At 59.1% G+C, this 22,779-nt stretch carries 19 protein-coding genes and 5 pseudogenes; 11 read left to right on the top strand and 13 right to left on the bottom strand.

Annotated features, from left to right (window positions below; all coding sequences use genetic code 11):
- Positions 1-47 precede the first annotated feature (47 nt).
- The 6 genes from U1707_RS17110 to U1707_RS17085 are packed head-to-tail and all read right to left on the bottom strand — an operon-like array spanning position 48 to position 5,724.
- Complete coding sequence (locus U1707_RS17110) at positions 48-734, bottom strand: TrbG/VirB9 family P-type conjugative transfer protein (RefSeq protein WP_332801265.1); 687 nt, start codon at positions 732-734, stop codon at positions 48-50.
- Between the two features lie 14 nt (positions 735-748).
- Positions 749-1,534 (bottom strand): VirB8 family type IV secretion system protein, encoded by a 786-nt coding sequence (locus U1707_RS17105; protein WP_332801264.1) that lies wholly within the window; start codon positions 1,532-1,534, stop codon positions 749-751.
- The gene (locus tag U1707_RS17100; protein ID WP_332801362.1) at positions 1,531-2,772 is read right to left on the bottom strand and encodes a TrbL/VirB6 family protein; all 1,242 of its coding nucleotides are present in this window, start codon (positions 2,770-2,772) and stop codon (positions 1,531-1,533) included. Before U1707_RS17100 ends, U1707_RS17105 begins: the two co-directional genes overlap by 4 nt.
- Entirely contained in the window at positions 2,772-5,138 is a 2,367-nt protein-coding gene (locus U1707_RS17095; RefSeq protein ID WP_332801263.1) for a VirB4 family type IV secretion/conjugal transfer ATPase, read from the bottom strand. Before U1707_RS17095 ends, U1707_RS17100 begins: the two co-directional genes overlap by 1 nt.
- Positions 5,117-5,401, bottom strand: a complete 285-nt coding sequence (locus U1707_RS17090) for a VirB3 family type IV secretion system protein (protein WP_332801262.1) — start codon at positions 5,399-5,401, stop codon at positions 5,117-5,119. The genes U1707_RS17095 and U1707_RS17090 overlap by 22 nt, the downstream gene beginning before the upstream one ends.
- On the bottom strand, positions 5,398-5,724 hold the full coding sequence (locus U1707_RS17085) for a TrbC/VirB2 family protein (protein ID WP_332801261.1): 327 nt from the start codon (positions 5,722-5,724) through the stop codon (positions 5,398-5,400). Before U1707_RS17085 ends, U1707_RS17090 begins: the two co-directional genes overlap by 4 nt.
- Positions 5,725-5,802: 78 nt before the next feature.
- Between U1707_RS17085 and U1707_RS17080 the strand changes: the two genes are divergently transcribed.
- The 3 genes from U1707_RS17080 to U1707_RS17070 all read left to right on the top strand — a co-directional run bounded on the left by U1707_RS17080 (position 5,803) and on the right by U1707_RS17070 (position 7,167).
- Positions 5,803-6,045 (top strand): hypothetical protein, encoded by a 243-nt coding sequence (locus tag U1707_RS17080; protein WP_332801260.1) that lies wholly within the window; start codon positions 5,803-5,805, stop codon positions 6,043-6,045.
- Positions 6,046-6,126: 81 nt separating this feature from the next.
- A complete protein-coding gene (locus U1707_RS17075; RefSeq protein ID WP_332801259.1) occupies positions 6,127-6,237 on the top strand; it encodes an AAA family ATPase in 111 nt (36 codons plus the stop codon).
- 678 nt (positions 6,238-6,915) lie between these two features.
- Positions 6,916-7,167: a hypothetical protein gene (locus tag U1707_RS17070; protein ID WP_332801258.1), complete on the top strand. Its 252-nt coding sequence runs from the start codon at positions 6,916-6,918 to the stop codon at positions 7,165-7,167.
- Positions 7,168-7,231: 64 nt separating this feature from the next.
- Here U1707_RS17070 and U1707_RS17065 read toward each other — a convergent pair whose 3' ends face one another.
- The 5 genes and pseudogenes from U1707_RS17065 to U1707_RS17040 all read right to left on the bottom strand — a co-directional run bounded on the left by U1707_RS17065 (position 7,232) and on the right by U1707_RS17040 (position 14,241).
- On the bottom strand, positions 7,232-7,480 hold the full coding sequence (locus tag U1707_RS17065; RefSeq protein ID WP_332801257.1) for a hypothetical protein: 249 nt from the start codon (positions 7,478-7,480) through the stop codon (positions 7,232-7,234).
- Positions 7,481-7,483: 3 nt separating this feature from the next.
- Entirely contained in the window at positions 7,484-10,330 is a 2,847-nt protein-coding gene (locus U1707_RS17060; RefSeq protein ID WP_332801256.1) for an RHS repeat-associated core domain-containing protein, read from the bottom strand.
- 34 nt (positions 10,331-10,364) lie between these two features.
- Positions 10,365-11,507 carry a hypothetical protein gene (locus tag U1707_RS17055; protein ID WP_332801255.1) on the bottom strand — a complete coding sequence of 381 codons (1,143 nt, stop codon included), beginning with the start codon at positions 11,505-11,507 and terminating at the stop codon, positions 10,365-10,367.
- Positions 11,508-12,778: 1,271 nt separating this feature from the next.
- A pseudogene (locus tag U1707_RS19060) lies at positions 12,779-12,991 on the bottom strand (IS3 family transposase); the annotation flags it as partial.
- A gap of 605 nt (positions 12,992-13,596) precedes the next feature.
- Positions 13,597-14,241 carry a recombinase family protein gene (locus U1707_RS17040; protein ID WP_332801253.1) on the bottom strand — a complete coding sequence of 215 codons (645 nt, stop codon included), beginning with the start codon at positions 14,239-14,241 and terminating at the stop codon, positions 13,597-13,599.
- 786 nt (positions 14,242-15,027) lie between these two features.
- Between U1707_RS17040 and U1707_RS17035 the strand changes: the two genes are divergently transcribed.
- The 4 genes and pseudogenes from U1707_RS17035 (at position 15,028) to U1707_RS17020 (ending at position 18,842) form a co-directional block, all read left to right on the top strand.
- The gene (locus tag U1707_RS17035; protein WP_332801252.1) at positions 15,028-15,624 is read left to right on the top strand and encodes a response regulator transcription factor; all 597 of its coding nucleotides are present in this window, start codon (positions 15,028-15,030) and stop codon (positions 15,622-15,624) included.
- Between the two features lie 338 nt (positions 15,625-15,962).
- A pseudogene (locus tag U1707_RS17030) lies at positions 15,963-16,088 on the top strand (transposase domain-containing protein); the annotation flags it as partial.
- A complete protein-coding gene (locus U1707_RS17025) occupies positions 16,088-16,339 on the top strand; it encodes a hypothetical protein (RefSeq protein ID WP_332801250.1) in 252 nt (83 codons plus the stop codon). The pseudogene U1707_RS17030 and the gene U1707_RS17025, both read left to right, overlap by 1 nt.
- A 679-nt stretch (positions 16,340-17,018) precedes the next feature.
- Positions 17,019-18,842: a diguanylate cyclase gene (locus U1707_RS17020; protein ID WP_332801249.1), complete on the top strand. Its 1,824-nt coding sequence runs from the start codon at positions 17,019-17,021 to the stop codon at positions 18,840-18,842.
- 462 nt (positions 18,843-19,304) lie between these two features.
- Here U1707_RS17020 and U1707_RS17015 read toward each other — a convergent pair.
- Positions 19,305-19,620: pseudogene (locus U1707_RS17015) on the bottom strand (transposase); the annotation flags it as partial.
- A 105-nt stretch (positions 19,621-19,725) separates the two neighbouring features.
- A pseudogene (locus U1707_RS17010) lies at positions 19,726-19,983 on the bottom strand (M24 family metallopeptidase); the annotation flags it as partial.
- 77 nt (positions 19,984-20,060) lie between these two features.
- Here U1707_RS17010 and U1707_RS17005 point away from each other — a divergent pair.
- The 4 genes and pseudogenes from U1707_RS17005 to U1707_RS19050 all read left to right on the top strand — a co-directional run.
- On the top strand, positions 20,061-20,477 hold the full coding sequence (locus U1707_RS17005) for an IS5 family transposase (RefSeq protein ID WP_332801248.1): 417 nt from the start codon (positions 20,061-20,063) through the stop codon (positions 20,475-20,477).
- Entirely contained in the window at positions 20,369-20,806 is a 438-nt protein-coding gene (locus U1707_RS19055) for a transposase (RefSeq protein WP_443025723.1), read from the top strand. Before U1707_RS17005 ends, U1707_RS19055 begins: the two co-directional genes overlap by 109 nt.
- Positions 20,807-20,994: 188 nt before the next feature.
- Positions 20,995-21,945 carry a GGDEF domain-containing protein gene (locus tag U1707_RS16995; RefSeq protein WP_332801246.1) on the top strand — a complete coding sequence of 317 codons (951 nt, stop codon included), beginning with the start codon at positions 20,995-20,997 and terminating at the stop codon, positions 21,943-21,945.
- Positions 21,946-22,282: 337 nt separating this feature from the next.
- Positions 22,283-22,635: pseudogene (locus U1707_RS19050) on the top strand (hypothetical protein); the annotation flags it as partial.
- Positions 22,636-22,779 lie beyond the last annotated feature (144 nt).

Below are 22,779 nucleotides of genomic sequence, written 5' to 3'. Positions count from 1 at the left end.
GGCAGCAGGCCGTGGAGGCTGGGCGGGGGGCTGCCCCGATGGCGGGATCACCGCTTCTTCTCCCTGGGTAGCGGCGCCCGGTCGGCACGCGCGTTCTTCTTGTCGATCCTAAATATGAGCCGGGACGCTACGCCATCGACGACATAGACGCCCTGACGCATATTGCCGTTGGCGAGCACTTCACGTCCAGCATCGTCGATCGTGTAGGTCGCGGGAAGCGGAGCATCGGGTGCCCACTCGATGAACGTGTGTATATTGTCGTCGTGGATGGCAGCCGGTTGCAGGGCACGCGCACCGCTCAGCCGGTAAAGCCGTTGTTGTTGTGGCATCTGCACGGGTGTGAACCCGCCGGATGAAGGTACCGCATAACGAAACCGTATTGTGTAGGGCGTTGCCGTGTTCCCCAAGGCATCGGAGAGGTCGAACGCATAGGACCGTACGTCGGTGAAGACGGTGAGATTCGTTGTCACATTCGACTGGAGCGGCTTGATAAACAGTCGGTTACCGGCTTTGTTCGCCGTGACCTGCCACGCGGCGCTGTCGCCCACAGCCGCACTTTGCACCGTCTCGTCAGGTGCCAGCTCGATCGTCACCTGGTAGCCGGTTGCAACCTCTACTGCGACGACCTGGTCGGGACGATAATCGACCGACTGGATCCGCGGGTCGCCGCCCGTCGGTTGAGGGTGCATCTGCGCAGTGGCAGTGCCACTCAGCAGGCAGGCAAAAGCCGTCATACCGAGGCCAATCCTCATTGCGCCTGCACCCTTTCGGGCATGACGGTCGGCGCGAATGTACGAGGACTGGCCGGACCAATACCCTGACGGGCACTGCTATCAACGGAGGCTGGTTCGACTGACGGCAGGACTTCGGGGTTGCGGCGGTAACTGGTCACGCGAAACCCAAGCGGGTTGATCATCCGGTCGGCGACACTCATTGGCGCCCCTGAATAGCTGTAGCGGACAATGGCTACCCATGATCCGAGGATACGCGCCTGTCCGCCTGCATCCTTGCGACGCGTGTCGAAGCGAACGAGTGCGGCATTGCGTCCGAGCGGCGAAACGCTTTTGACCTCGACGTCGATCGTGGTCGAGCGTGGAAGCCGGGCAAGCGGGCTTGCCGGGTTGGAGGCCTGCATGGTCGTCAGATAATCGGCGCGGGCCTGTCCGCCGGACCACAACGCCACCTTGCGGTAATCGCTCTGCAGCGCGGTATAGTCATAGCCCTCGCGGGCGATGACATACTGGACGAGGAAGGACTGGGTGAGGGCTGAATCGCTGGTGACGAGCTGGCCATCGACGGGTTTGAGCGCCTGTACGTATCCGGTCTGGCGGTCGACCAGCAGGGTGTAGGGTTCGACCGTCTTTAGCGGGACAAGTGCGACGAGCGCGATGGCCTCGAATATCGCAACGGCGGAGGCTGTGCCGGCCACGATCCATGCACCCGTACGCGATCGCCGCAGCGTGTCGTTCCGGTCACGGGCCCAACTGTCCCCTTCGGCAAAATACGCCTCCAGTGCCGCCTTGTCCTTCTTCATGCGCGTCGATCCCGAAGCCGGCTGCTCGCCGATATGCGTGTCGTGGTCCGCCGTTGGAACCGCTGTCCGATTGGCGTGCCGGAGGTCGGTCCGCCTGCGCTTGCAGCCGTAACGGATCCGCTGCGGCTGCCCATCGCCGAACTGCCTGCAGCAGCGCTGCCTGGCCCACCGATTGCAGCCTCACGCCTCTGTGTCGCAGCGACGGCATCGGCAACGGCCACAGCGCGGGTCCGGCTTTCAGAGGGCGTGGGGGCTGAGCCCGGTGCTGCCGCGGTCGTCGTGGACGATGCGAACGTCGAGCTGGTATCACGCTGGCGATCGGCAGACTGGTGGGATGTCTCTGCGGGGAGGCGCAGGCCGTGAGCAATCCGGGCGGTGACGACAAGCAACCCGGCCAATACGCTGCCGAAAACAAGGGTAGTTGCAAGCAAGGTGGCTGGCACACCCGGAATCGCGATGCCGGAAGCCCGCAGCCCCACGAGATCGGTCAGCCACGGCTCGAGCAGTCCCAATTCGATACCGAGCAGGATAGCTGTCACTAGCGCGCCCAGCGCTGCGCCGATGAGCGCGCGCAACCAGCCTTCGAACAGCCCACGCGTGCCGGCGAACAGCAGGAATGCTATGAAAAGCGGCCCCAAGGCGAGCAGGAATCCTGCCGTAAGGCGCGTGAGCGCAAACCCACCGGCCGCGGTCCCCAGGAACACGATACGCGCGGCGCCAAGCGCAAAGGTGTCGAAGCCTGCCCACAGCGATGGCTCGATACGCTGGGCGGGGTCCTGTGCGGCCGGATCGATGAGAGGCGTGCCGACGCCGTAGATCGACAGCGTCCGGAGCGCCTCGTCAACGCCATCGAGCCTTGCAGACAATCCGCCTGTGGCTCCTGGTAGTTCGCTCACACCGCCAATTTCGCCCGCAAGCTCGCCAGGCGTGCGCAGTACGACATCGTAGATCACCGTATGATAAGCGGGCCAGCTCGTCGCCAGCGCTAGTACGATCCCGATCTTGACGAACGAAACGACGCCTTCGCGCAAGCTCGGCATCTCGCCGAGCAGCATCCGATACCCCATGATCGCTATGTAGATCGTCAGCAGCGCAACGAGCAGCAGCGAGGCGGTCGAGCCCGAAGCAGCCAGAGCGGCATAGCCTTGGCTCCCGAGATTCACCGCCTGGCAGTCGATATAGCCGATGAGGCCACTGGCGAACTGACCGGCTGCGGGTATGGTCTGACAGACAGCCATCACGCCCGCTCCAGCAGCAGCGGCAGCCACGCTTCGGGATCATCGCCGATTTCGTTACGAATTTCGTCGAGCAGCCGCACCGTACGCTCGCGTCCCGACAGGATGGTCAGCAGGTCTTTATCGCCAGCAAGGCTCAACCGCGCAACGACGCTTTCATTACCGTGTTTGATGAGAAAACACCGCGCGCTGTCGGGTAGCGAGCGGACCAGCTCATATTCGTGGGAAGTAAGCCCAAAGCCATCGATATAGTCCGATGCCTGCGCCTTGGGATTGGCCATGAAAATTTGCGTTGCCGCCTGCTCGATGATCGCGCTCGCGATACGGCTTTCCAGGGCATCCTGAGCGCTCTGCGTGGCGAAGCCGACGATACCGTTGCGTTTGCGGATCGTCTTCTCCCAGTCCTTGATGCGACGGACGAATACCTCGTCATCGAGCGCCTTCCAGCCCTCGTCGACGACGATTATGGCAGGGCTGCCGTCCAGTCGCTCCTCGACACGGTGGAAGAGGTACATCATGGCAGGGGTGCGCACCGTTGGATCGTCGAGGATCTGGGTCATGTCGAAGCCGATCGCCCTGATCGCGAGATCGGTCCTGTCCTCGGACGCATCGAACAGCCACGCGCGCTCGCCCTCGCCCCACCAAGGCCGCAGGCGCGACCAGAGATCGCCGGCGACGGGGCGTCGGTCGCCACGGAACAGTTCCACCAGATGCCGCAGCCGGCGCGTCCCGGGTGGTTGGGCAAAGTTCGCGTCGATCGCGTCCTTGATGCGATTGATGTCCTCGAGGTCGGCGTTTCCGGCGAGCTGGGCGACCCAGTCGATGAGGAACTGGCGGTTGGCCGGCGTGTCCTCCAGCTGAAGCGGGTTGAGGCCGGAGGATATGCCAGGCCGGAGTACGTCATAACGCCCACCAATAGCACGAATGAAGAGTTCGGCGCCCCGATCCTTGTCGAAGAAGACGATACGCGGATCGTACCGGCGCGCCTGCGCCAGAAGGAAATTGAGGACGACCGTCTTGCCAGAGCCCGATGGGCCGATCACGGTGAAATTACCCAGATCGCCGCGGTGGAAGTTGAAATAATACGGTCCCGCCGCGGTGGTTTCCAGCAGCGTTACCGCATCACCCCAGTGATTGCCCGTTGCCGTACCCAGCGCAAAATTGTGCCCGCTCGCAAGCCCTGCAAAATTTGCGGTCGATACCAGACCACGACGCGCGATATATTTGAAATTGCCGGGAAACTGCGCCCAGAATGCTGGTTCGAGAGCGATATCCTCACGCACGGCAATGACGCCGAGATCAGCAAGGGTAGCCTGGACCTCTGCAATAGCCGCATCGACTGCGACCGGCGTGCTCCCCCGCACTCCGATCGTCATGTGGTGCTCGCCAAAACCGGCGTGGCCGGCCGCCACGTCGTCCTTGGCGGTGCCGAGGCTCGTTCTCAGACTTATCGCCTCGTCCTCCGCCGAACGCATCCGCCTGAGCGCAAGGTTCATGCGGCCAAGAGCCGCCTGACGTTCGACGAAGCCGAACGACTGGCTGATCACGAGTTCGAAGGGTAGCCGGAGCAGCTCATCAAACATGCCGGCGCTGGTCTGGCCGGGATAGTCCTTGATGGACAGGAGACCCTGAAAATCACGGGGTTGATGACCTGTTGCGCCGAACTCGATCGTCTCCTGTCCAAAGCTCACGCGGCGATAAGGAAGGTACGCGCCGATATCCTGGGTCGGCAGCAAAACAGGGCGCATTTCGCCGTTGAACAGCTGAGACAAAAACTCGATGGGTTCAGAGCATGGGCCCTCCGGCGTGTCGTACGTGCCCAGCAGCTGCGGCTCGTAGCTACCGAGCGCTGCCAGCAGAGCTTCACGGGCGGTGTCGAGCTGGCGCAGATCATGACCGGTCTCACCGGCTGCAGCAGAGCGGCTGAAAAGATCACGGATGCCATCGAGCATGCCGATCCGCCCCTGGAGGGGGCGGCGAACCAGCGTCAGGTAGAGATCGTTGACGTAGAGCTGCCGCTCCCCGAGCCGGGCCTGCCAAGCACTGTCCAACCGCTTCGAAAAGTCGTCCGGAAATTCGCCGTCCAGTGCCACATCGACGCGTCGTCGAACGATGTGATGATACAGGGCGAACCGCGACGTGCCGATGGCCTGCAACATGCCGTCACGCAGGCGTTTGCGGTAATTGAGCTCGTCGGTATCCGCAGTCTCGAACAGCAGTCCACGGAGCGCGATGACCTGCATGAGCAGGCCATCGCGTGTCTCCAGCGTGTGTTCATTGACGTGGCGCGCGTAGGGCAAGTGTTTGCCGGCGGGGACCTCGCGACCGACGACCTTCGGGTCGCCGCTCAGGGGCGGTAAGAGTTGCATCGCCAGATCGCATGATTGCGGATACGCGGGCACCGTCCGATTTTAGTGAGCCAAAGGTCGAAGAAGCGGGGTTCACGAACGCAAAGGACAACTCCTGTGAGATGAATCACAACTGCGATCACTATGACCCACGTCGTTCGAAATACAAGGAAAAGCTCGGTCGCGACCACTGCGTTCGCCGTGAAGTAGCTGTAAGTGACGCCTGCGAACATCTGCGGACGGGTCAGCGCGACGAACACCTGATCGCGTTCGATGTCGCTCATTGCCCGCCAAGCTGTGCGGTCGACTGAATCCCACCAACAATGCTTGCAGCGCCAAACAGAATGAAACAGCCGATGATGACGGTTGCCCCGTAACGCCAGTTGATGCGTCCGGTCAGCATCATAAAACCAACCGCTGCGACCGCAATAACCGCGACCACCGTTGCAACGGTGCCAAGCAGAGTACCCTGCAGCCAATGGACAGCCGACACGATAGCACCGGAACCAGCGGGGTCGCCGATGTCCTGAGCCCACGCCGGGGAGGCACTGCTTATCCCTACCGCCGCACCCAGCGCCGCATGCCGCCAGTCAATATTGCAACGCATGTATTCGTCCTTACTGGTCGTATCTTTCGGCTACCGAATGGTACGTGTATAAACGACACTAAGGACCGGCGTAAGACCGTGCAACTGTCGACAGCCAGCTTTGCCGCCATCCAGGGCAGCGTCTGCACCGTCAAGACGGCACGGTCCTGCGCGTCCAAGCCGACGCCGCCAAGGCGCGCGGCTACACCGTCCGCGCGCTCGCCCCCAACGGCGGCTATGGACGAACTAGCGCGGGCGATCGCGGGCGAGCCGATGACCGTCGCCCTGATGCTCACCGCCAGTCCCGCCACACCGTGCGGCGACAGGAAGCCCGAAATCTAGATCGTCGTTGAGGCCAGCATGTCGGATGCCCGCGACACCGAGGCGCTGCTCCCCCAGGCGCGAGACTAGGGCGCGCGCGTTGTGCTGGTCGGTGACGTGCAGCAATTGGGTAGCGTCTCGGCAGGCCGTGCCTTCGGCCAGTTGCAGCACGCCGGCATGGAGACGCCCAAGCTCGCCGAAATCGTCCGCTAGTCCAACCCGGACACCAGGCGCGCGGTCGAAGCGCTGCTCGTCGGCAACGCCGAAGCCGCATTCGCCGCACTCGACGACGGGGTGGTAAGGTCATCCAGCAGGCCGACCACGATGTGCGCCGTTCGCGGCTCGCCCGCGACTTCACGCGCCTGTCGCCCAAGGACCGAGCCCGTACGCTCGTCCTAGACCCGACCCGCGAGGGTAGCCAGGCGCTCACCGAGGCTATCCGCGCCGAGCTGTTCCGCGACCGCACGCTGGGCGAGCGCGCGATGACCGTCACGGTACTCGAATCTGTCTGCCTCACCGACGCCGCGCGCGCCCGCGCCGCCAGCTACCGACCCGGCACCGTCGTCATCTTCCGTAAAGGTCGAGAGGACGGCACGCTCGCCGCAACACCGGCTACCGCGTCGAGTCTGTTGACGCCGAGGGCGGCACCGTTCGCCTGCTCGACCCCGAGGGGCAGGCGCTCACCTGGTCCCCCGGTGACGGCAGCGCCGCCAATGCCGATGCATTCACCGAGGTCGACCAAGAGTTCCGCACCGGCGACCGCATCCAATTCACCCGCAACAACTATGAGGCCAAGCGCCTCAACGGGCGCACCGCCGAGGTGGTCGCGATCGACCCCGACGAAGGCATCCTCGTCGTCCGCTCCAAAACGGCAAGCGCCAGGCCCTTGACATGGCCAACGTCGCCGACCGTCACATCCGAATAGGCTGGGTCAGGACCATCCACAGCGCCCAAGGGGCCAACTGCGAGCGCGTCATGGCGCACCTCGAATCGTTCCGCAGCAACGTCGACGCCAACATAGCCTATGTCGCCGTCTCCCGCGCCAAGGCCTCCGCGATCATCTACACCGATGACCGCGAGCGGTTGGTGGGCGCGATCGAAGGGCGCAGCAGCGCGAAGTCGGCGCGATCGACGAGACGCTGATGCGGAACGGAGCGACGATTGCCATCCCCGTGCCCTCCAAGGCTGTGGGGATGGCGATCGGCAATTAAAGGCGACGGACGTAGATAGTATCTACGTGATTGTTCCTTGCCCAATCTGAAGCCGAGGAAATCGCTGCCTCATAGCTCGCGTCGCTATCGCCTTTTGAAATATAAAGCGTCTCGTTTCCTTCACTCGATGAGCCAAAACCTGTTCCGAACCACTCCCCAGTTTCGTCTTCTTCAATGAGCACCCATTTCCCTCCTTCAGGAGGATCGCTATCATCCGATGATAGCTCAACAATTTCAGCATTCATTTTTTAACACCTCGGCTTAGGTTTTTTCTGATTCTGCTGCCACTCACCGTAAGCATCCATGACATCTGCTGGACTCATATCAGGATTGTTTCTTCCACCCCCAGAAAATCCCTGCTGTTGCTTATACACTTGATGGAACCAGCGCCTAAATTCACGGTTATTTAGCGCCTGCCGAGCCTGTCCTGGAGTTACACACGGACCTGCACAAGCCGGCGTAAACACCACATCATGCACCGCATCAAGTGCCGTATCGATTGCATCGCCAGCTGCTGCACCCAAAGCGAACGAAGCTGCATCAAACGCAGTGCCGACAGCGCAAGTTACCTTCTTCGCTGCGTCCTTCACCATTTGCGGCGGCGTACCACTTGATCCCTGTGATGACGAACTATGAACGCCCTCATAGTTTTGAGCATCTGGAGTTCCACTACAGGTGGTGTAGACACTACCTGAACTCGAACCTGTAACTGTACCAGATGCTGAATTAGCATTGTACGTGCTACCGCCAGTATAACCCGGACGGAATCCGTTGGTGCAACTGATGGCCATTCCGGAAGGGTCAGTTAAATTTATCGGATCGCTTCCAACATAATTGTACCAGTTTAATCCGTCAGCATAACCAATCGGATCTGTCTGCATAAAACGGGCAAGCGTAGGAGAGTAAACGCGGGCCTTGTAATAATAAAGCCCAAGCGTCGGCAGCCAAATCTGGCCGGTATACCGGAAGCGACCTTGGGTCTTGGAAGACGGAATGCCGGCGGGATCATAGCTGTTCGTAGCGATGATACGGCCACCGCCATCTGTGATCCGAAGAATCGAGCCGCGTTCGTCGCTGTCGAGATAGCGCTTGTCGGTTAGTCCTGTGCCTTCATACCAGACCATCGGTTCGTCGGGGCCGGGCCCGTGCAGATATCGCCGCAAGAGGTTTCCGTTACCATCGTATTCGCCGATCATGTCATTACCATCATAGTCGAAACGGATACCTTCGGCAGTCGAATAGACTAATCGCCCCAGTGCATCGTACACGAATTGCTGCGCTTTTCCCCCCAGTAACGTGGCGAACGCCATCTGGTTGAAACTGTCGTAGCTATAACTTCCGCTTGCCGATCCGGTTAGGTTCCCGCGCCGATCGTAACTGACCGCATTTCCGCCAACAGCGGTATATTGATTGAGACCATTGGTCACATAATCTCGAGTGACTTGGTATCCTTCACTCCAGGCATAGACGTCATTGTCGATCGAGCGCTGTCCAATCTGACCCGCGGGATTATACTGACCAAGCGTGATCGTTGCCCCCTGATCCCCAAAGGCCAGATTCTTTGAGATCAGATGCGATACCTGATCGTAAGCATTTCCCTGGCCTGTGCCGTTCGGGTACGTCCGCACCGCCCTCAAGCCGAGATCGTTATACGCAAAGCTTGCGAGACGCCCGCCGCCACCTTCGCGGACTCCGGCAAGAGCACCGTCTGCATCATAGTCGTACGTATAAAACAGCCCGGTATCGGGTAGATCCATACGCATGCGCATGTTCGCTCCATTGTACCGGTAGCTTTTCTGTTTGGCTGCTCCACCGTTCAACTGAGATGTTTCGGTCAGCTTCCGTCCGACCGCGTCGTAGGTAAAGCTGGTGCTTGTGCTGAACCCGGCGCCACCGCTCGATGCCGATAAGAGGTTGCCGACCAGATCGTAGCTGTAGTCGCGATTGGCGTTGCCAGCCACGTCGGAAGAAAGATGAATGGCGGTTCGGCGATTTAGCGCGTCGTAGACGAACCCAATAAGGCGGGCGTCACGCTCCCGTCTTACGGTTACATTACTTGCCGCGTCGTAGGTCAATTGCTCGTAGTCCGACCCGTCGGTGCTTGGATAATAAGTTAGGGACAATCGATCGAAGCCGTCATAGACGTAGCTGGTAGTCATCCCGTTTGCGGGCATGACACTGGCAAGTTTACCATTTGGCGTATAGGCATACCGCGCCTCAACACGAGCGGCGCCGGTGCCATATCCCGTGGTCACGCTTACCGGCCGGTTAGCGCCGTCATACGTTGTCAGAGAAAGCCGGTCGGGTCCAAACCTGCCTGTTGCGGACAGCCTGCAATCTGGCAGCGCGTTGTACACATCGCGGTTCATACGCTGCATGGTGCAATAGAGACGTCCGCCAGCATCGTAATTATATTGGGTTGCATCGTCGGTACCGGAACTCGCTCCCCAGGTCGACACTAGGGCTTTTCGCGCTTCTGAATCGTAGCCTGTAACTACACGTTGCAGCATGGAAAACGCTTGCCAGTCTGCGTCTGAGGTGCCGCTAACAAGGCCGGTTTCCACCATCGTGATCTGCCCATCGCTGTTATAGCTCATGCGCTGCGCACGTCGCCTGCGGGGCCCGCCAGCATCTGGATCGGGGCCGACTACGCCAGTAAGTTCACGGTCCGGTCCGTAGCGCAGAAGCGTCCGATCATCGGCGTCTGCGCGTGGCGCGTCGACTACAGTCGTATTTCCAGCGGCATCATAGCTGTAGCCCGTAATCGACATGCCGGGGTTTGTCCCAGATCCGATCGAATTGTCGGAAGGCAGCAGATTCCCAGGTGTCGTACCGTCCTGGGCACCGTAATTAAACGACTGACGAACCTCGTCATCGGTACCAGCGCAACTCGCCTGGGTGCGACATGAGGATATGCGCGTGACCCGCCACGCCGGGACGCCAGATGCTGCAATATTCCCGACCGCATTACGGTAGTTCGCCTGGACTACATCGTACCGGTACGTCGTAACGGGCCGAACGCCCCCCGAGGTCGGCGCCGGCAAAGTCACGGTCGCCACGCCACCGTTACGACCATCATAAACGTAGTCGGTCACCCGCCCCAGCCCATCGGTGGTTGATGTCGGCTGGTTACAAACTAGTTTGGTTAGCGTTTACCTGAACCTCAGTTGATCGAATTACGAATAGATTTGGATCACCGACGGTAGTACTGACCAAGTTTAAACCGCCAGGATTGGTTGTTACCTTGACAACCAGATTGCCGGACGCATCGCGGGACTGTTCGTATAGATCGTAGACGCCGTCATGATTTACCGCCGATACGGACCCTCCAACCAGGGAGTAGGTGGTATGTGGAGTGCTGGCTGTCGGGCGTTGAACCGTCAAACTGATTGCATTTAAGACATACTTCCAAACCCGGCCCCCAGATGTCGTCACTTGCGTCACATAACCGTCGCTTGATGACGATGACGCATAAGACATGGTAAGCGGCGTTTGGTTCGGCGTCGAGCATGACCCGGCTAACGGATCACAATAATCATAGGCCAGATTGATGCCCGATATAGATAAAAGTCGGTTAAAGCTCGGCGCAATGCTGGGATAATCAATGGTATCAGCAGCGTAATTGTAATGGAGCTGGTAACCGGATGAATTAGTGACCGACTGTAGACGAACGCGGGTCTGCCTCGACTTGCACACATCATCATTCGTTGTGCAATAACGTGAGTAGGTCCATGCAAGGGTTACTTTTTCTCCAGTAGGGTACGTAATCGTGGATGCTCGAGCTGCCGCTAGGGACTCGAATGTCGATTTGCCAATCACGTCGTAATTTATGATTGTGCCATCGGCACTTGTATATATGTAACCCTGTCCCGATTGAGTTAAAGTAGCCCCCGTATTGCTTGCAGACGCAAACGCAGAGCCGGATTTGACAAACCTCTCCGAAGTCTGCCCAAGGCCGACATTATAGTTGGCGCCACTGATGTAGATTACCAAGCCCCAGTTGGTACCCGCACCGCCAGATGCACCGCCATTGTCCGACTCATTGCTTGCATAGCCAGCGGTACCGCGAACCGATAGGCCGCCACGACCTGACGGACCGATCGCTAAAACTGGATGCGGCACGAACGGCCGCCCGCTTACTCTATCGACGTAAAGTGCATCCAGATTTTGCCGCTCAGGCGGCACCGCATCAGTGACTGACTGTGCCTTTGCCGTTGACGAAAGCGCCGAGCCTGCGAGCAGCAGCCCCATCGCAAGTTTGCGACCTCTCATTACCACCCCTTTATGACCCTAATGTTCTGTTCTGGCCTCGCAACAATACCGAAGTCGCCACGAGTCAACCGATCTTAGTCGGCGCCGAAGATATTATCTAAAAAGATGAGCTGCAGTGCTACTTCGACAGGTAAAACTATCCGGGCACTCTTCCGAACCGACTATCTTCGCCAGTGATTTTGGGGCTTGAGCGGTAAACAATCATTCGAGCATAGCTGCTTTGGCGGGCGGGCTGCTGACCCAGTGCCTGGCGCTTTGGAGGTGCTTGCGTAGCGCAACTCGGGTGACGCCCGCTCACCCGCTTGCTCAAAGATGATGACGCCTTCAGGACCGCTCAAAATACTGCTAACGAGACTATTGGACATGCTAACGCAGTGTACTGCTGCCGACACACAAGCCGCTGTCCGACCAGGCAAATATAAGCTCAAGCTCCGACCCTTTTATACCAAAAATCACTGGACATTAATGACCACCAGTACCCGCTTGCCAAATGGGCGTCCGAGACGTGTCGTACAGTACGACGTTTCCATCATCCTGGACGGCTAGTATTGACCCGAAGAAGTTTTGGCCTGTACCGGTGCTCCAAGGGGCAGAGTTTGATGCAGTATAGAGGACCAGGTTACCGTCGCTTTGCATGACCATACGATTAGCGCCTGTGCCATAAGTCTCTGATGACCATAGCGCCTTACCTTGAAAATAAACGACGAGGTTTCCATCAGCTTGCATAGCTAATATCGTTCTTCCGTCCGGCGACGATATGGATTGGCCTGCCGGGAGCGTTATGCGAATGTCTCGACTATAGAAGGTTGATCGATTATCGACAGAATCAAAGTAAATGTCGTCGCGCCGGCCATCCATTGGTCCAACCGAACGACCTACGCCAACCAGTCGGCCGAACACGTCGTAGCCATAACTAGTAGTCTCAGCAGACGCAGGAAGCGGCATGCTCAAAAGCATTGCGGTCGCTAAAATAAGTCGCACGAAGCCCCCTGCAAGCGATTGTTATCGACCTTTCGTTCATGGCCGGGGCGTTAGCAAGCGATTTCATCGGCCACGGTGGCGAAAAACCCGGCGCCAAACCGCGCGGCCTGCAACACCCAACTTTCCGCGATCCTCGCCATCGTCTCAAGCTAGGACTCGAAGCTGACCTCTATCAGCACATCTCCATCTCAACTTTCAAACATTTATCGAGGCGCTCACGAAACAGGCAGCAGCGTAGTTGCGTCGACCTAACAATGTAGCAGTTTCGATACTAATCGGGGCGATTTGAACGACCAATGCTTGTTGGGTTGCTGCGGGATCGGCATCGGCGCCCGCGTGCCCAAAGCGCGGTTCCGGCCGCCACGCTTGCGCACCGTACTCCCGCTCCTCGCGATACAACCGATAGACCGTTTTCAGTTTCATGCCTTTCCGTTGCGTCTGAGCAGGATCGCAAGATGCCGATAGCCGAATCGGCGCCGCTCATTTGCGATCTCACGCATCCGCTCGCGGACAGCAACATCGTTCACGCGAAGCGGCTTATATTGCCATGCCGGCCGATTGCCCCCCCATCAGCCTAGAAGCACGATGCTAGGAGAACCCGTCAGCCATCAGTTTCTCCACCGCAGCGCATTGCCCTGCAGACCTGGTCAGTTTTTCCCAGCAGATCCTTCAGTGCCGACACGTCCGGCATCGACTCCGCTAGCAGTTTCTTCAGTCGTCGGTTCTTATCCTCTAGGGTTCGCAACCGCGCAGCGTCGGACTCGGCAGCCCGCTGTACCGCGACTTGCAACGTGGCGTCGCTAATTCCATGCTTCCGCACAGGTCGGCGGGCTACATGTGGCCTCATGTCAGAGGATCACGCCGATGACTCTTCTTAGTCGAAACGGCCCAGCCGTATCGCCTTAACTTAAATTCTAACTTTGCCGATGGCATGATCGTTGGAATCGGTCATTCTGGGTATACCCTGCCTGACAACCTCATTTTGACTGATCGCTGGCGCCCGTGAACATGTCGTATTGATACCACCCAGATTAGACAGTTGGGCGAGAGGTGCTCACTCTTCTAAATGCTGGCTTGGTAGACCGGCAGGCGAGGGGGGGGCTCCGTGTTAGCCGTCCCCTTCCGACGCAAGCTCGACCTTAAGCAGCCGGCGATCGCGAGCGATCTTCGCGAGCAGGGTGCGGCTGCAGCCTGTCGCGTCCATAATCTCCCGCCAGCTGCGGCCGTTGCCCAACAGCGAAGAAATCGCGGCGTTGCGGGTCTTGTTCTCTGGACGCCCTTTATAAAGTCCGGCTGCCTTGGCCTTGGCGGTACCCTCGGCCTGACGGCGACGCCGATCTTCATAGTCTTTGCGTGCGACCGCGGCGAGGACGTCGAGCATCATCGCGTTGACCGCGGCAAACATGCGGCCGGTGAACTCGTCGGCCGGCGCCGTCAGGCTCCACGAAGTCGGCAGATCGAGCGCGACAATACGAACCTGTTTGGCGTCGATCAGGCTGCGTAGCCGAAGCCAGTCCGGCGAGGTGAGGCGGGACAGTCGATCGACTTGCTCGACCAACAGTACGTCACCGGGTTCGCAGTCGGCCAGTAACCGGAACAGCTCGGGCCGATCCAACTTGGCGCCGCTCTCATTCTCAACATAGCGCGCTGCGATCCGCAGGCCTTGCTCAACCGCAAACGCATCAAGGATGCCACGGGCACGTGACGCGTCCTGTTCGGAGGTGGAGGCGCGGAGGTAGGCACGTATGAACACGGCTTAGTCCTCTATACGTGGTGCTTGTTTGTCCAGTCCTTTTTGAGTGATCTTCGCGACTATAAAGTACCAGCTACCGGCCAGTCCTCAAAAGGCACACTCAAAAGGAACCAGCGCTAAATCGATCAGTGTCGTAATCTGCAGCGGAGCGGGACAGGGGGGCCGGCAATCGGAAGTGCCCCAACGTGGACCTCTCGCAGCCATTTTGGCTTTCCCGAAACTCCATCTCCATGAGGCCATTCCGGGGAAATGATTTCGGGAACAGATTCTGAGAAAAGCGCGGCACATGAGGAGCGGGGCTGACTGAACAACGCCAGTTATCCCACTAGCCCTCCCTCGCGAGAAAGCCGGGTCGGACCAAAACGCCCAATGTAGGACGCTCAGCTTGGCGACCCCCGGCCCGAAAGCAGTCATCCGTTAATGCCAATCAGTCCCATTTTCTCATCCAACGAAAAGCCGTCGCGGGTGATGACATGGCCAGCGCAGCGCCTATCGCCGCGGTCGAGATCCGGCGCTCCAGAGGAGGACGTGCGGCTCTTTCCGAGCTTTCCTCGACAACGCGGGCTCGGCGTCCGCCAAAATTTACGAACCATTGCGGCGAAGGGGATATAGAAACAGAGATGAGGTAGTCGGCAGCCCCGGAAACAAGCAGCGGGCCTAATTAACCGGACGGGTGCAAACTCACTCCGGACCTACCCATCGAGAGAAAGCATTACAGCCATTGGAGAACGCGACCCGGAGATGGTAGCCGGGACGAAAGAGCCTTGCGGAGAGAACGTCACGTCGATGCCGAAACATGAAGCCAAGGCGCTGATCGCCTCGATTCGAATATCGCCCCTCGCTACCGTGGTCACTGATCCTGCCCTGCCGGATAATCCGATCATAGCAGTTAACCGAAGCTTCGAATTACTTACGGGATACCAGCAATCGGATTTGTTGGGGGTAAACTGTCGAATATTGTCCGGGAAGGGAACGGATCGTCATAAATCGTCACAGCTTGGGGTTGCGGTTGAAATGGGTACATCCGTATGTGTCGAGCTTCTTAATTACCGGAAGGATGGTTCGAGCTTCATAAACGCGGTGATGATCGCTCCTATCCTTAACGAAAATGGTCAACCGGGCTATTACGTCGGCACACAGATGGAAGTGCTCGACGGTGGCAACGACGGGCGATCCGGGGCAGTGTCGGCGTTGGCTGAACTTACCCCTAAGCAGCGAACCGTGCTGAAGCTAATGGTTCGTGGCATGCGAAGCAGGCAGATCGCAGTGGAGCTTGGACTCACGGAGAAGACCATCAGGATGCACCGTGTCGCTCTCGTCCGTCGCTTGAACCTCGCGTCGACCATGGAAGCAGTGCGATTGGCGGTGCAGGCAAAGCTTTGACTGCCCAACTCTGCTGACAGCGTGCCATTGCAATGAGAGCCGGACTCCAATATGGACATAAGTCCATATTGGAGTCCGGTCAGCCGGGCAGGAGATGCACAAATGCGCGCAAAAGATCTCGCCGGCCGCGCCTGTGGACCAGCGTCCATTGACATGCCTGATTTCATTGGCCTGAGCGATGATTAGAGAGCATCTTGAGGATGCATTGGTTGAGGCTGAGGCATCTGCGCTAACCGCTGTCGCTGCACTGATCAGTGAGGCCCTAGACGCCCTTGATAACGCGTCCGATTCATTAACCGAAGGCGCATGATTTTCGGAACACCTCGAGTGAGCAGGTGCCGCTCGCGTGGCTTACCGACGTACTTGTCGGCATCGCTGATCTACCGCAGTCCCGGCTTCACGAGCTGCTGCCTTGGGAATGGACCCGCCTTCGCAAAATGCCGCTCGTGCAAGAGGCTGCCTGATGACCGATCCTCAACCCGAACCCGAACTGATCGAGTCCTCACTGAACCGGTCGATCGAGCGAGGCGGCAGGCGATTGGAAGTCCACATCGTCCGTCTAGCTACCGAGCGAGGGTGGTCTCTCGAAGTGGTCAACGATCACAACACCTCGATCGTCTGGGACGACCAGTTCGAAACCGATCGCGACGCTGATGCAGCCTTCCAGAGCGCGCAGGCCGAAGAAGGTTTCGAGGCCTTCCTCGACAAGGAATGACACGCCAGCCCGGCTCCACGAGCCGTCAACCTGCGGCCTCTATCGGATGCGTACATGTTGCATGCTGATCGACAGTTTGAATTCACAGTCGATGACGGGGGGCTTCCGGGGGTATTTCTGCCGAAGGTGACGGTAGTGCGAGGTGTACTACCGGCATCGGCCCACGAGCGCTTGCTGCAAGATGGCCAAGATCTCGATGAGGGCGGCCGCCAGAAGCTTTTGCATCGGGCTGTTCGTCGAAGGTTTATAATCAACGGCGCCGAAATCGGTTTGATTGACGTTAGTCCGTCGGACATCACGGCTGTGCGAGAGGATACTGACGAAGGCCAGGCCCCATGGCAGAGAGCAAACGGTAAGCGGCACGCATCGTGAAAGGGCGGCAAGGTTCTATCTCAACCGCCATCGCGGCCGGTTGCTTCGAACATTGCTTCCCATAGCAGACTTTCGCGGGCGCGACGCCTGCGGTGCGAGAACGCAGCGTTAAAGTGAGCTTGCAGTTGCATCACATCGCGAAGTTAAACCAGTGTCTGCATTTGGGGAGCGAGGGAAGGGTCGTGAACGGCTGGATCGGGGTCCAGTAGGTGCTTATCCTTGTGGGTATGGCGCGGAATTCAGAAGCTCGGCAGTGTTCGCAAAACCTGTTAACCGTCTGATAGTCGGGACTCGCTAATGTTGCTGCATGCGTTTGGTAGCTATCACGAACTGGGCATATGGGGCGACAGTCGTCTTAACCCTGACGTCCGGCGCCACAATGCTGCTTGCCTCCTCGGCACAGCAGCAGGAGCGGGCCGCTGTCGGCCAGCGCTACGCTCTTGATCGCGCGACCTCGACAATCGAGGATGACGTACTCGCACTTAGCGAGCTTGCTCGCCAGTACGCCATCAACGGCGACGCGTCTGACCTGCTGGCATACGAGGAAGTCCGGCGTGAGCTGGGAACAGTCGAGGCCCGGACGCGGGGTATAAGGGATGCCGGCGCGGGGGCGGACGAGCTGCATAGCCTGCATGAGGCCCTGGGGTGGGCGGACTCCCTTCAGGTACAGCAAAAACAGGCGATCGTAGAGCGGCGTCGAGGCGACGCCCTTGCTGCTTCTCGCATCCTGTTTGCCCCCGAGTATGAACGTGAGCTCGACCGATCGCGGGCAGCGGTGGAACGGTTCCAATACCGGCTTGATCAACGCACCGCCGACAACCTGCGCGCGGCGGAGAAGGCTTCGCGAGTCTGGCGCTCGGCCTCAGAGGTCATGTTGGCCGTCACAGGCCTGCTGTTCCTATGTGTCCTCTACTTCGTGTTTCGACGACGCATCCTGCACCCCGTCGTCAAACTCAGCGATGTCATCGGTCGGTTGGCGGCGCAGGATTACGATGCCGAACCGCCGCAGTACGACCAGATTGATGAGATCGGGGATATGGCGCAGGCGCTGCGCGTGTTCAGGGAAAACGGGATCGAACGCCAGCGTCTCGAACGCGAACGCGACGCAGATCGTACTGTCCGAGACCTTCTGTCCCGCATGACGCAACGGATGCAAGGCTGCGATACGGTCACGGAATTGATGGACGTGGTCAGGCGTTTCGCGCCTGAAGTCGCGCCGGAGCTGGCCGGCAGGCTTTACCTGTTCGATGCCAGCCGCAACATGCTTGTCGAGGGTTGCTCGTGGCTAAAGCCGCTGCTCTCTGCTGCCGAGTTCTCTCCGCTAGCTTGTTGGAGCCTGCGCCGCGGCGCGGCGCATCGTCCCTCAGGCATCGGTTTCGATGTCCCTTGCGGCCACCTTCTTGGGGGGGGCGCCCCGCCTGAAACCCTGTGCCTGCCGCTTTTAGGGCAGCACGGCACGCTTGGCATGCTGTATCTCGAGCGCCGGACACATGGCTCGTTGACACCGCTTAACGAGGCCTATCTTCAGTTGCTCGGTGAGAATGTCGGACTTGCGCTAGACAACTTGCGGCTGCGTGAAGCGCTGCGATCGCTGGCAATGATGGACCCTCTAACGTCGCTGCCTAATCGGCGCCAACTTGAGGAGGTGCTCGCCAGCGAGCTTGCGAAGGCGGAACGAACGAGTTCTGCCATCTACTGCGCAATGGTCGATGTCGACCATTTCAAACGCTTCAATGATGAGCACGGGCATGATGCCGGTGATGCAGTGCTCCGCGCCGTCGGCCAAATTCTGAGGGAAACGGTGAGGGACGTCCAACTGGTGTTCCGGTACGGGGGCGAGGAATTCCTCATGCTGCTACCCGATGTGACAGAAGAGCTTGCAGCGCGACGAGCTGAAGAGATCAGGAGCCGCATCGCCGGCCTGCGCCTGAAACACGAGGGCAGAGATCTCGGACCGATTACGGTGTCCGTGGGTCTTGCCTGCGCGCCGGGACACACTGACTGGCAAAACCTCGTGCAGACCGCTGATGCTGCTCTGCTTCGTGCGAAGCGGGCGGGCCGCAACCAAGTGATTACCGCGGTGGCGCGAAGCATTACACAGCGTGAGATCGCGGCTGCCCCTCGAGTTTGATTAGGCTTGGCATTGTGAAATAAAAGCACATTATATCCGAGATATGCTAACGTTTAGCAGTAAACAGCCGATGGGGCGAGTGTCTTTAACTGCGGAACAGGTACGGCTTGTGAGGCAGAGATTTGCTTGGATCGTGGCTTTCGCCGCACTCCTACTCGCAGCTTTTCTATCATTGGCTCTTCCTAGAGTATCCGTTTGCGCGAGCACTTTTTGCGACGATATGACCCATCAAATCATCGCGTTTGCGAAAACAATCCACGCTCTAATCGATAACGTAGCAGATATTGAACAGTTAGCTCCGAGTTTGTCGTTATTGGCTGTGGATCGGCGTGGAAAAGGGCTCTGACGCACATTTGATGATCTTAAAGCCACGCGGCGCCGACCAATCGCGCTTCGAGTAGGTCCAGTTTACCGCGTCCGTACATCTGGCGTTTGACCAACTTGAGCTTGGTGATCTGTCCTTCGGTCTGCCGCTGTCAGCAGGGCGGGGTTTGTGGTCATGGCGCCGACGGATCGGCGGATTTGGCGCATCGACCGGGCGGACCGCCTCGAGGAATGCGTGGCTCGCATTCTCCATCAGATGCCAGCGGTCTGCGACTTGGACTGCGTGCGGCAAGGCCTTCGCGGCAGCCCGCGCATACGCACCACCAAGGTCCCGGGCGACGACTGTGATCTGCGGCTAGGTAGTAAGCCATGCCTGAGCCGTTGCCGGTTCACGATCCGGGAGCAGGCTGATCGGCTTTCGCCGCTCCAGATCGCAGATGATCGTGCCGTATCGCGCCAGGTCCTCGGGTGTGACGATGGCCAACGGTCGTGGCGGCTCGCGCCGATGGGCAAGGATGTTGAGAATGACGTCGTCGCTGGTGATACCCGCCAGCAGTGCTTCCTCGTGCATTTCGCGTCCGATACCGTGCCCGCAAAATTCACGCACGACCGAATAACCATGCTTTTTGGCGTGGCGCTCGATCGCAAAGCCGATGTCGCCAATATGCGCGCCCGGTCACACTTGGCCTATGCCCTTCCAGATTGCCTCCTGTGCAACTCGTACAAGTCGCTTCGCAGCAGGCGGCGCGGTACCGACCAAATAAGTCTTGCTTGAATCCGCGATGAAGCCGTTCTTCTCAAGCATGATGTCGAGATTAGGGCTCAAACCCGATCAGGCTATTGATTTGAAGAGGGCTTCCTGACTCACAGAGCGTGTGACGATGGAGGCGGTAGATGGCGTTGTTCTGGTTATCGGACGAGGCATGGAAGGCGATCGAGCCGCATCTGCCGAAGAACCAGCCCGGCGCCCGGCGGGTCGATGACCGACGGGTGATTTCGGGGATTATTCACGTGCTGAAGGTCGGCTGCCGGTGGTGCGACTGCCCGGTGGACTACGGTCCGTCGACGACGATCTATAATCGCTTCAACCGCTGGTCGCAGCGGGGGTTTTGGGTGAAATTGCTCGCTGCTCTGGTCGACGTGGGCGTCGTGACAAGAAGCACCGCGATCGACAGCACGTACATCAAGATCCAACGCGCTGCATTTGGCGCAAAAGGGGGCGCTCCGCGCAAGCGATCGGGCGGTCCCGGGGTGGCTGGACCACCAAGATCCATGCACTCACCGACGTCGTCGGTCGTCCCTATGCGCTGATGCTGACGCCGGGCAAGGTCAGCGACATCAAGGCAGCGCCCGCCCTTCTCGAACGCGCCGGTCGCATGCGGTACCTACTCGGCGACAAAGGCTACGATGCCGATAGCCTGCGCCGTTCGCTCCGTGGGGCAGGCGCCATCCCCGTCATTCCCCATTCGGTACGACAAACAGCGATACTGCGGCCGCCACCTCGTCGAGAATGCCTTCTGCCGCCTAAAAGACTTTCGCCGCATCGCTACCCGTTACGACAAGCTCGCCGCCAACTTCCTCTCAGCCGTAGCTCTCGCAACGGCCGTCGCCTTCCGGCTGTGAATGAGTCTGATCCCTAATCAAGGCTTCTTGAACAGGTTCACCTTCTTGGCGGCCACGGATTTAGATAAATTGTGTTGGCGTTCCACTCAATGACCATATAAAATGGTAGGATCCTATGATTGTAGTTTTTACAATTAGTTGACATGGAACGCCGCTTTTATACCATGCGTTGCAACCATCAGACGAATTTAAGGCAAAGATCGGCATGAAGGCGTTCTTTGAGCAAGCGCGGAAAGCTCTCGATTTCCTCGAACGCCATCATTTATATCCGGACGCCGAAAATTATGAATTTGCGCTCCGCTATATAAAAGTTCCAGCGTCAGAGTTGGCACGCGAGGTCAACGAACAGACGTATGGAGGCTTGCGGCTGACGTCCGATGCAATGCTGAAACTCGTCGAGCGCCATTCATTGCGGAACCTGAATACAGCCCTTGATGAACGCGAACGAACCGTTGCGCGCCAAGCAAAGGAGCTCGGCACACTGACGTCGGATGCCCATGATCTCACCGAAGCGCTCGGCCGTGATGTAGGAACGATGGTGGAGCAGGCGGAGCATTGGCCGAAAAGCACGGGAGAGCTTGTTGCGCGCTTGTCTGATGCAGAGCGCGACTTAGCAGAATTGCGAAACGAATTTCTAGCTTTACGAAATGAGGTCGGCAGTTCCGTCCAGCGACGTACAAACGCCAACCGCGACGAATTGACGCAGGCACTCAATCAGAGCGGCGCGCGAGCGCTGTTCGACCAGTTTGCCGAGCATGGTCGTACCTACGTGATGATGATGTTCAGCATCGACAATCTGATCGGCGTCAACGAGCGGTTCGGGCGTGGGGTTGGTGACAACGTCCTCAGTGCGTTCGCCGCGACGTTGCGACAGGTATTTCCGGAAGAGGAACTGATCCGTTGGACCGGCAACGAGTTCATTATCGTAGCGACCAATCTTGCAACAACGGCCGCTCGTCTACTCGTCGAGGACGCGCTCGCGGCGCTTAGGGCTCGTCAGTTGAAGCTCCGGGGAACCGGAGAATGGATCGGCACGGTTACCGCGTCGGCAGGGATTATAGCCTGCCGTGGCGAACCGCCAGAGGCCGTACTGGCGCATGCCCGTGCAAACGCGCTTTCGGCCGCAGCACGTGGCGGTAATCGGTCGGAAGGGTGACGGCCTGCGACGCAGCACATTGCGCGTGGCAGCGCCACGTTGGTTTGACAGCGCCATCGCCCGCGTTTGTTTTTTGCGAAAGTCTCGCCTCTATATCTGGGGCTGTGGAGGTCGGCGGTAAGTGCCACCAAATTTCAGTGCTAAATGACACGTCGCGCAAGGCGGAACGACGATTCAGGACGATACCATATGATCGACTAAGTCGATTGCCATGATTTCTTGTCCCCTCCCGGCACCAGGGCACGAAGCCATCAGCGCAGCAGGGGCAATTGCGCACGCAGCGCGAAATGCGTTCGATCGCCGACTGACGTGCTAGCGCTCGAGGTTGCATGATAGCCAGCGAGTGGTTGCGGACCTCAGCTTCGACAAACATATCCTGCAGGACGTTCTGGCAAAAAAGCTCTGACGCCTGGAAGACGACGCGAACTCGTCGCGTACGTCCAGGCGTCCCATGCCGTGAGTGAGCGGCGCAGTTGCTAGGCGGCGGTCGTCGGTGCGCTACATCTCGCATAAGCCAGACCAGACACCGCTGGTGATGGGCATCCTTGACCTGGCGGCAACGCGGACACCCGCGAAGCACTGGCGATTGACGTCGACAAGGGGATAAAGGGCGAACAGGTCGTCGCGGCGATGGCACCGATCTCGTCTATCCGCGGCGTGCCCAAGACCATTCGCGTGGACAATGGTCCGTGTGTGGACGCCCCGCTGGATACAAGTGGGTTTTTGAGAGATTTGTTCGCGCAGGTTCAGGTGCTTCCGTGTGTCCGGCCTGTTGATGCAGCCATCATCACGGCTGCTGGCCTGTATGGAGATCGCGGATCGGGTCCAGACCGA

The organism is Sphingomonas sandaracina (assembly GCF_036663695.1).
Taxonomy (GTDB): domain Bacteria; phylum Pseudomonadota; class Alphaproteobacteria; order Sphingomonadales; family Sphingomonadaceae; genus Sphingomonas.
This window is presented reverse-complemented; position numbering and strand designations above follow the sequence as displayed.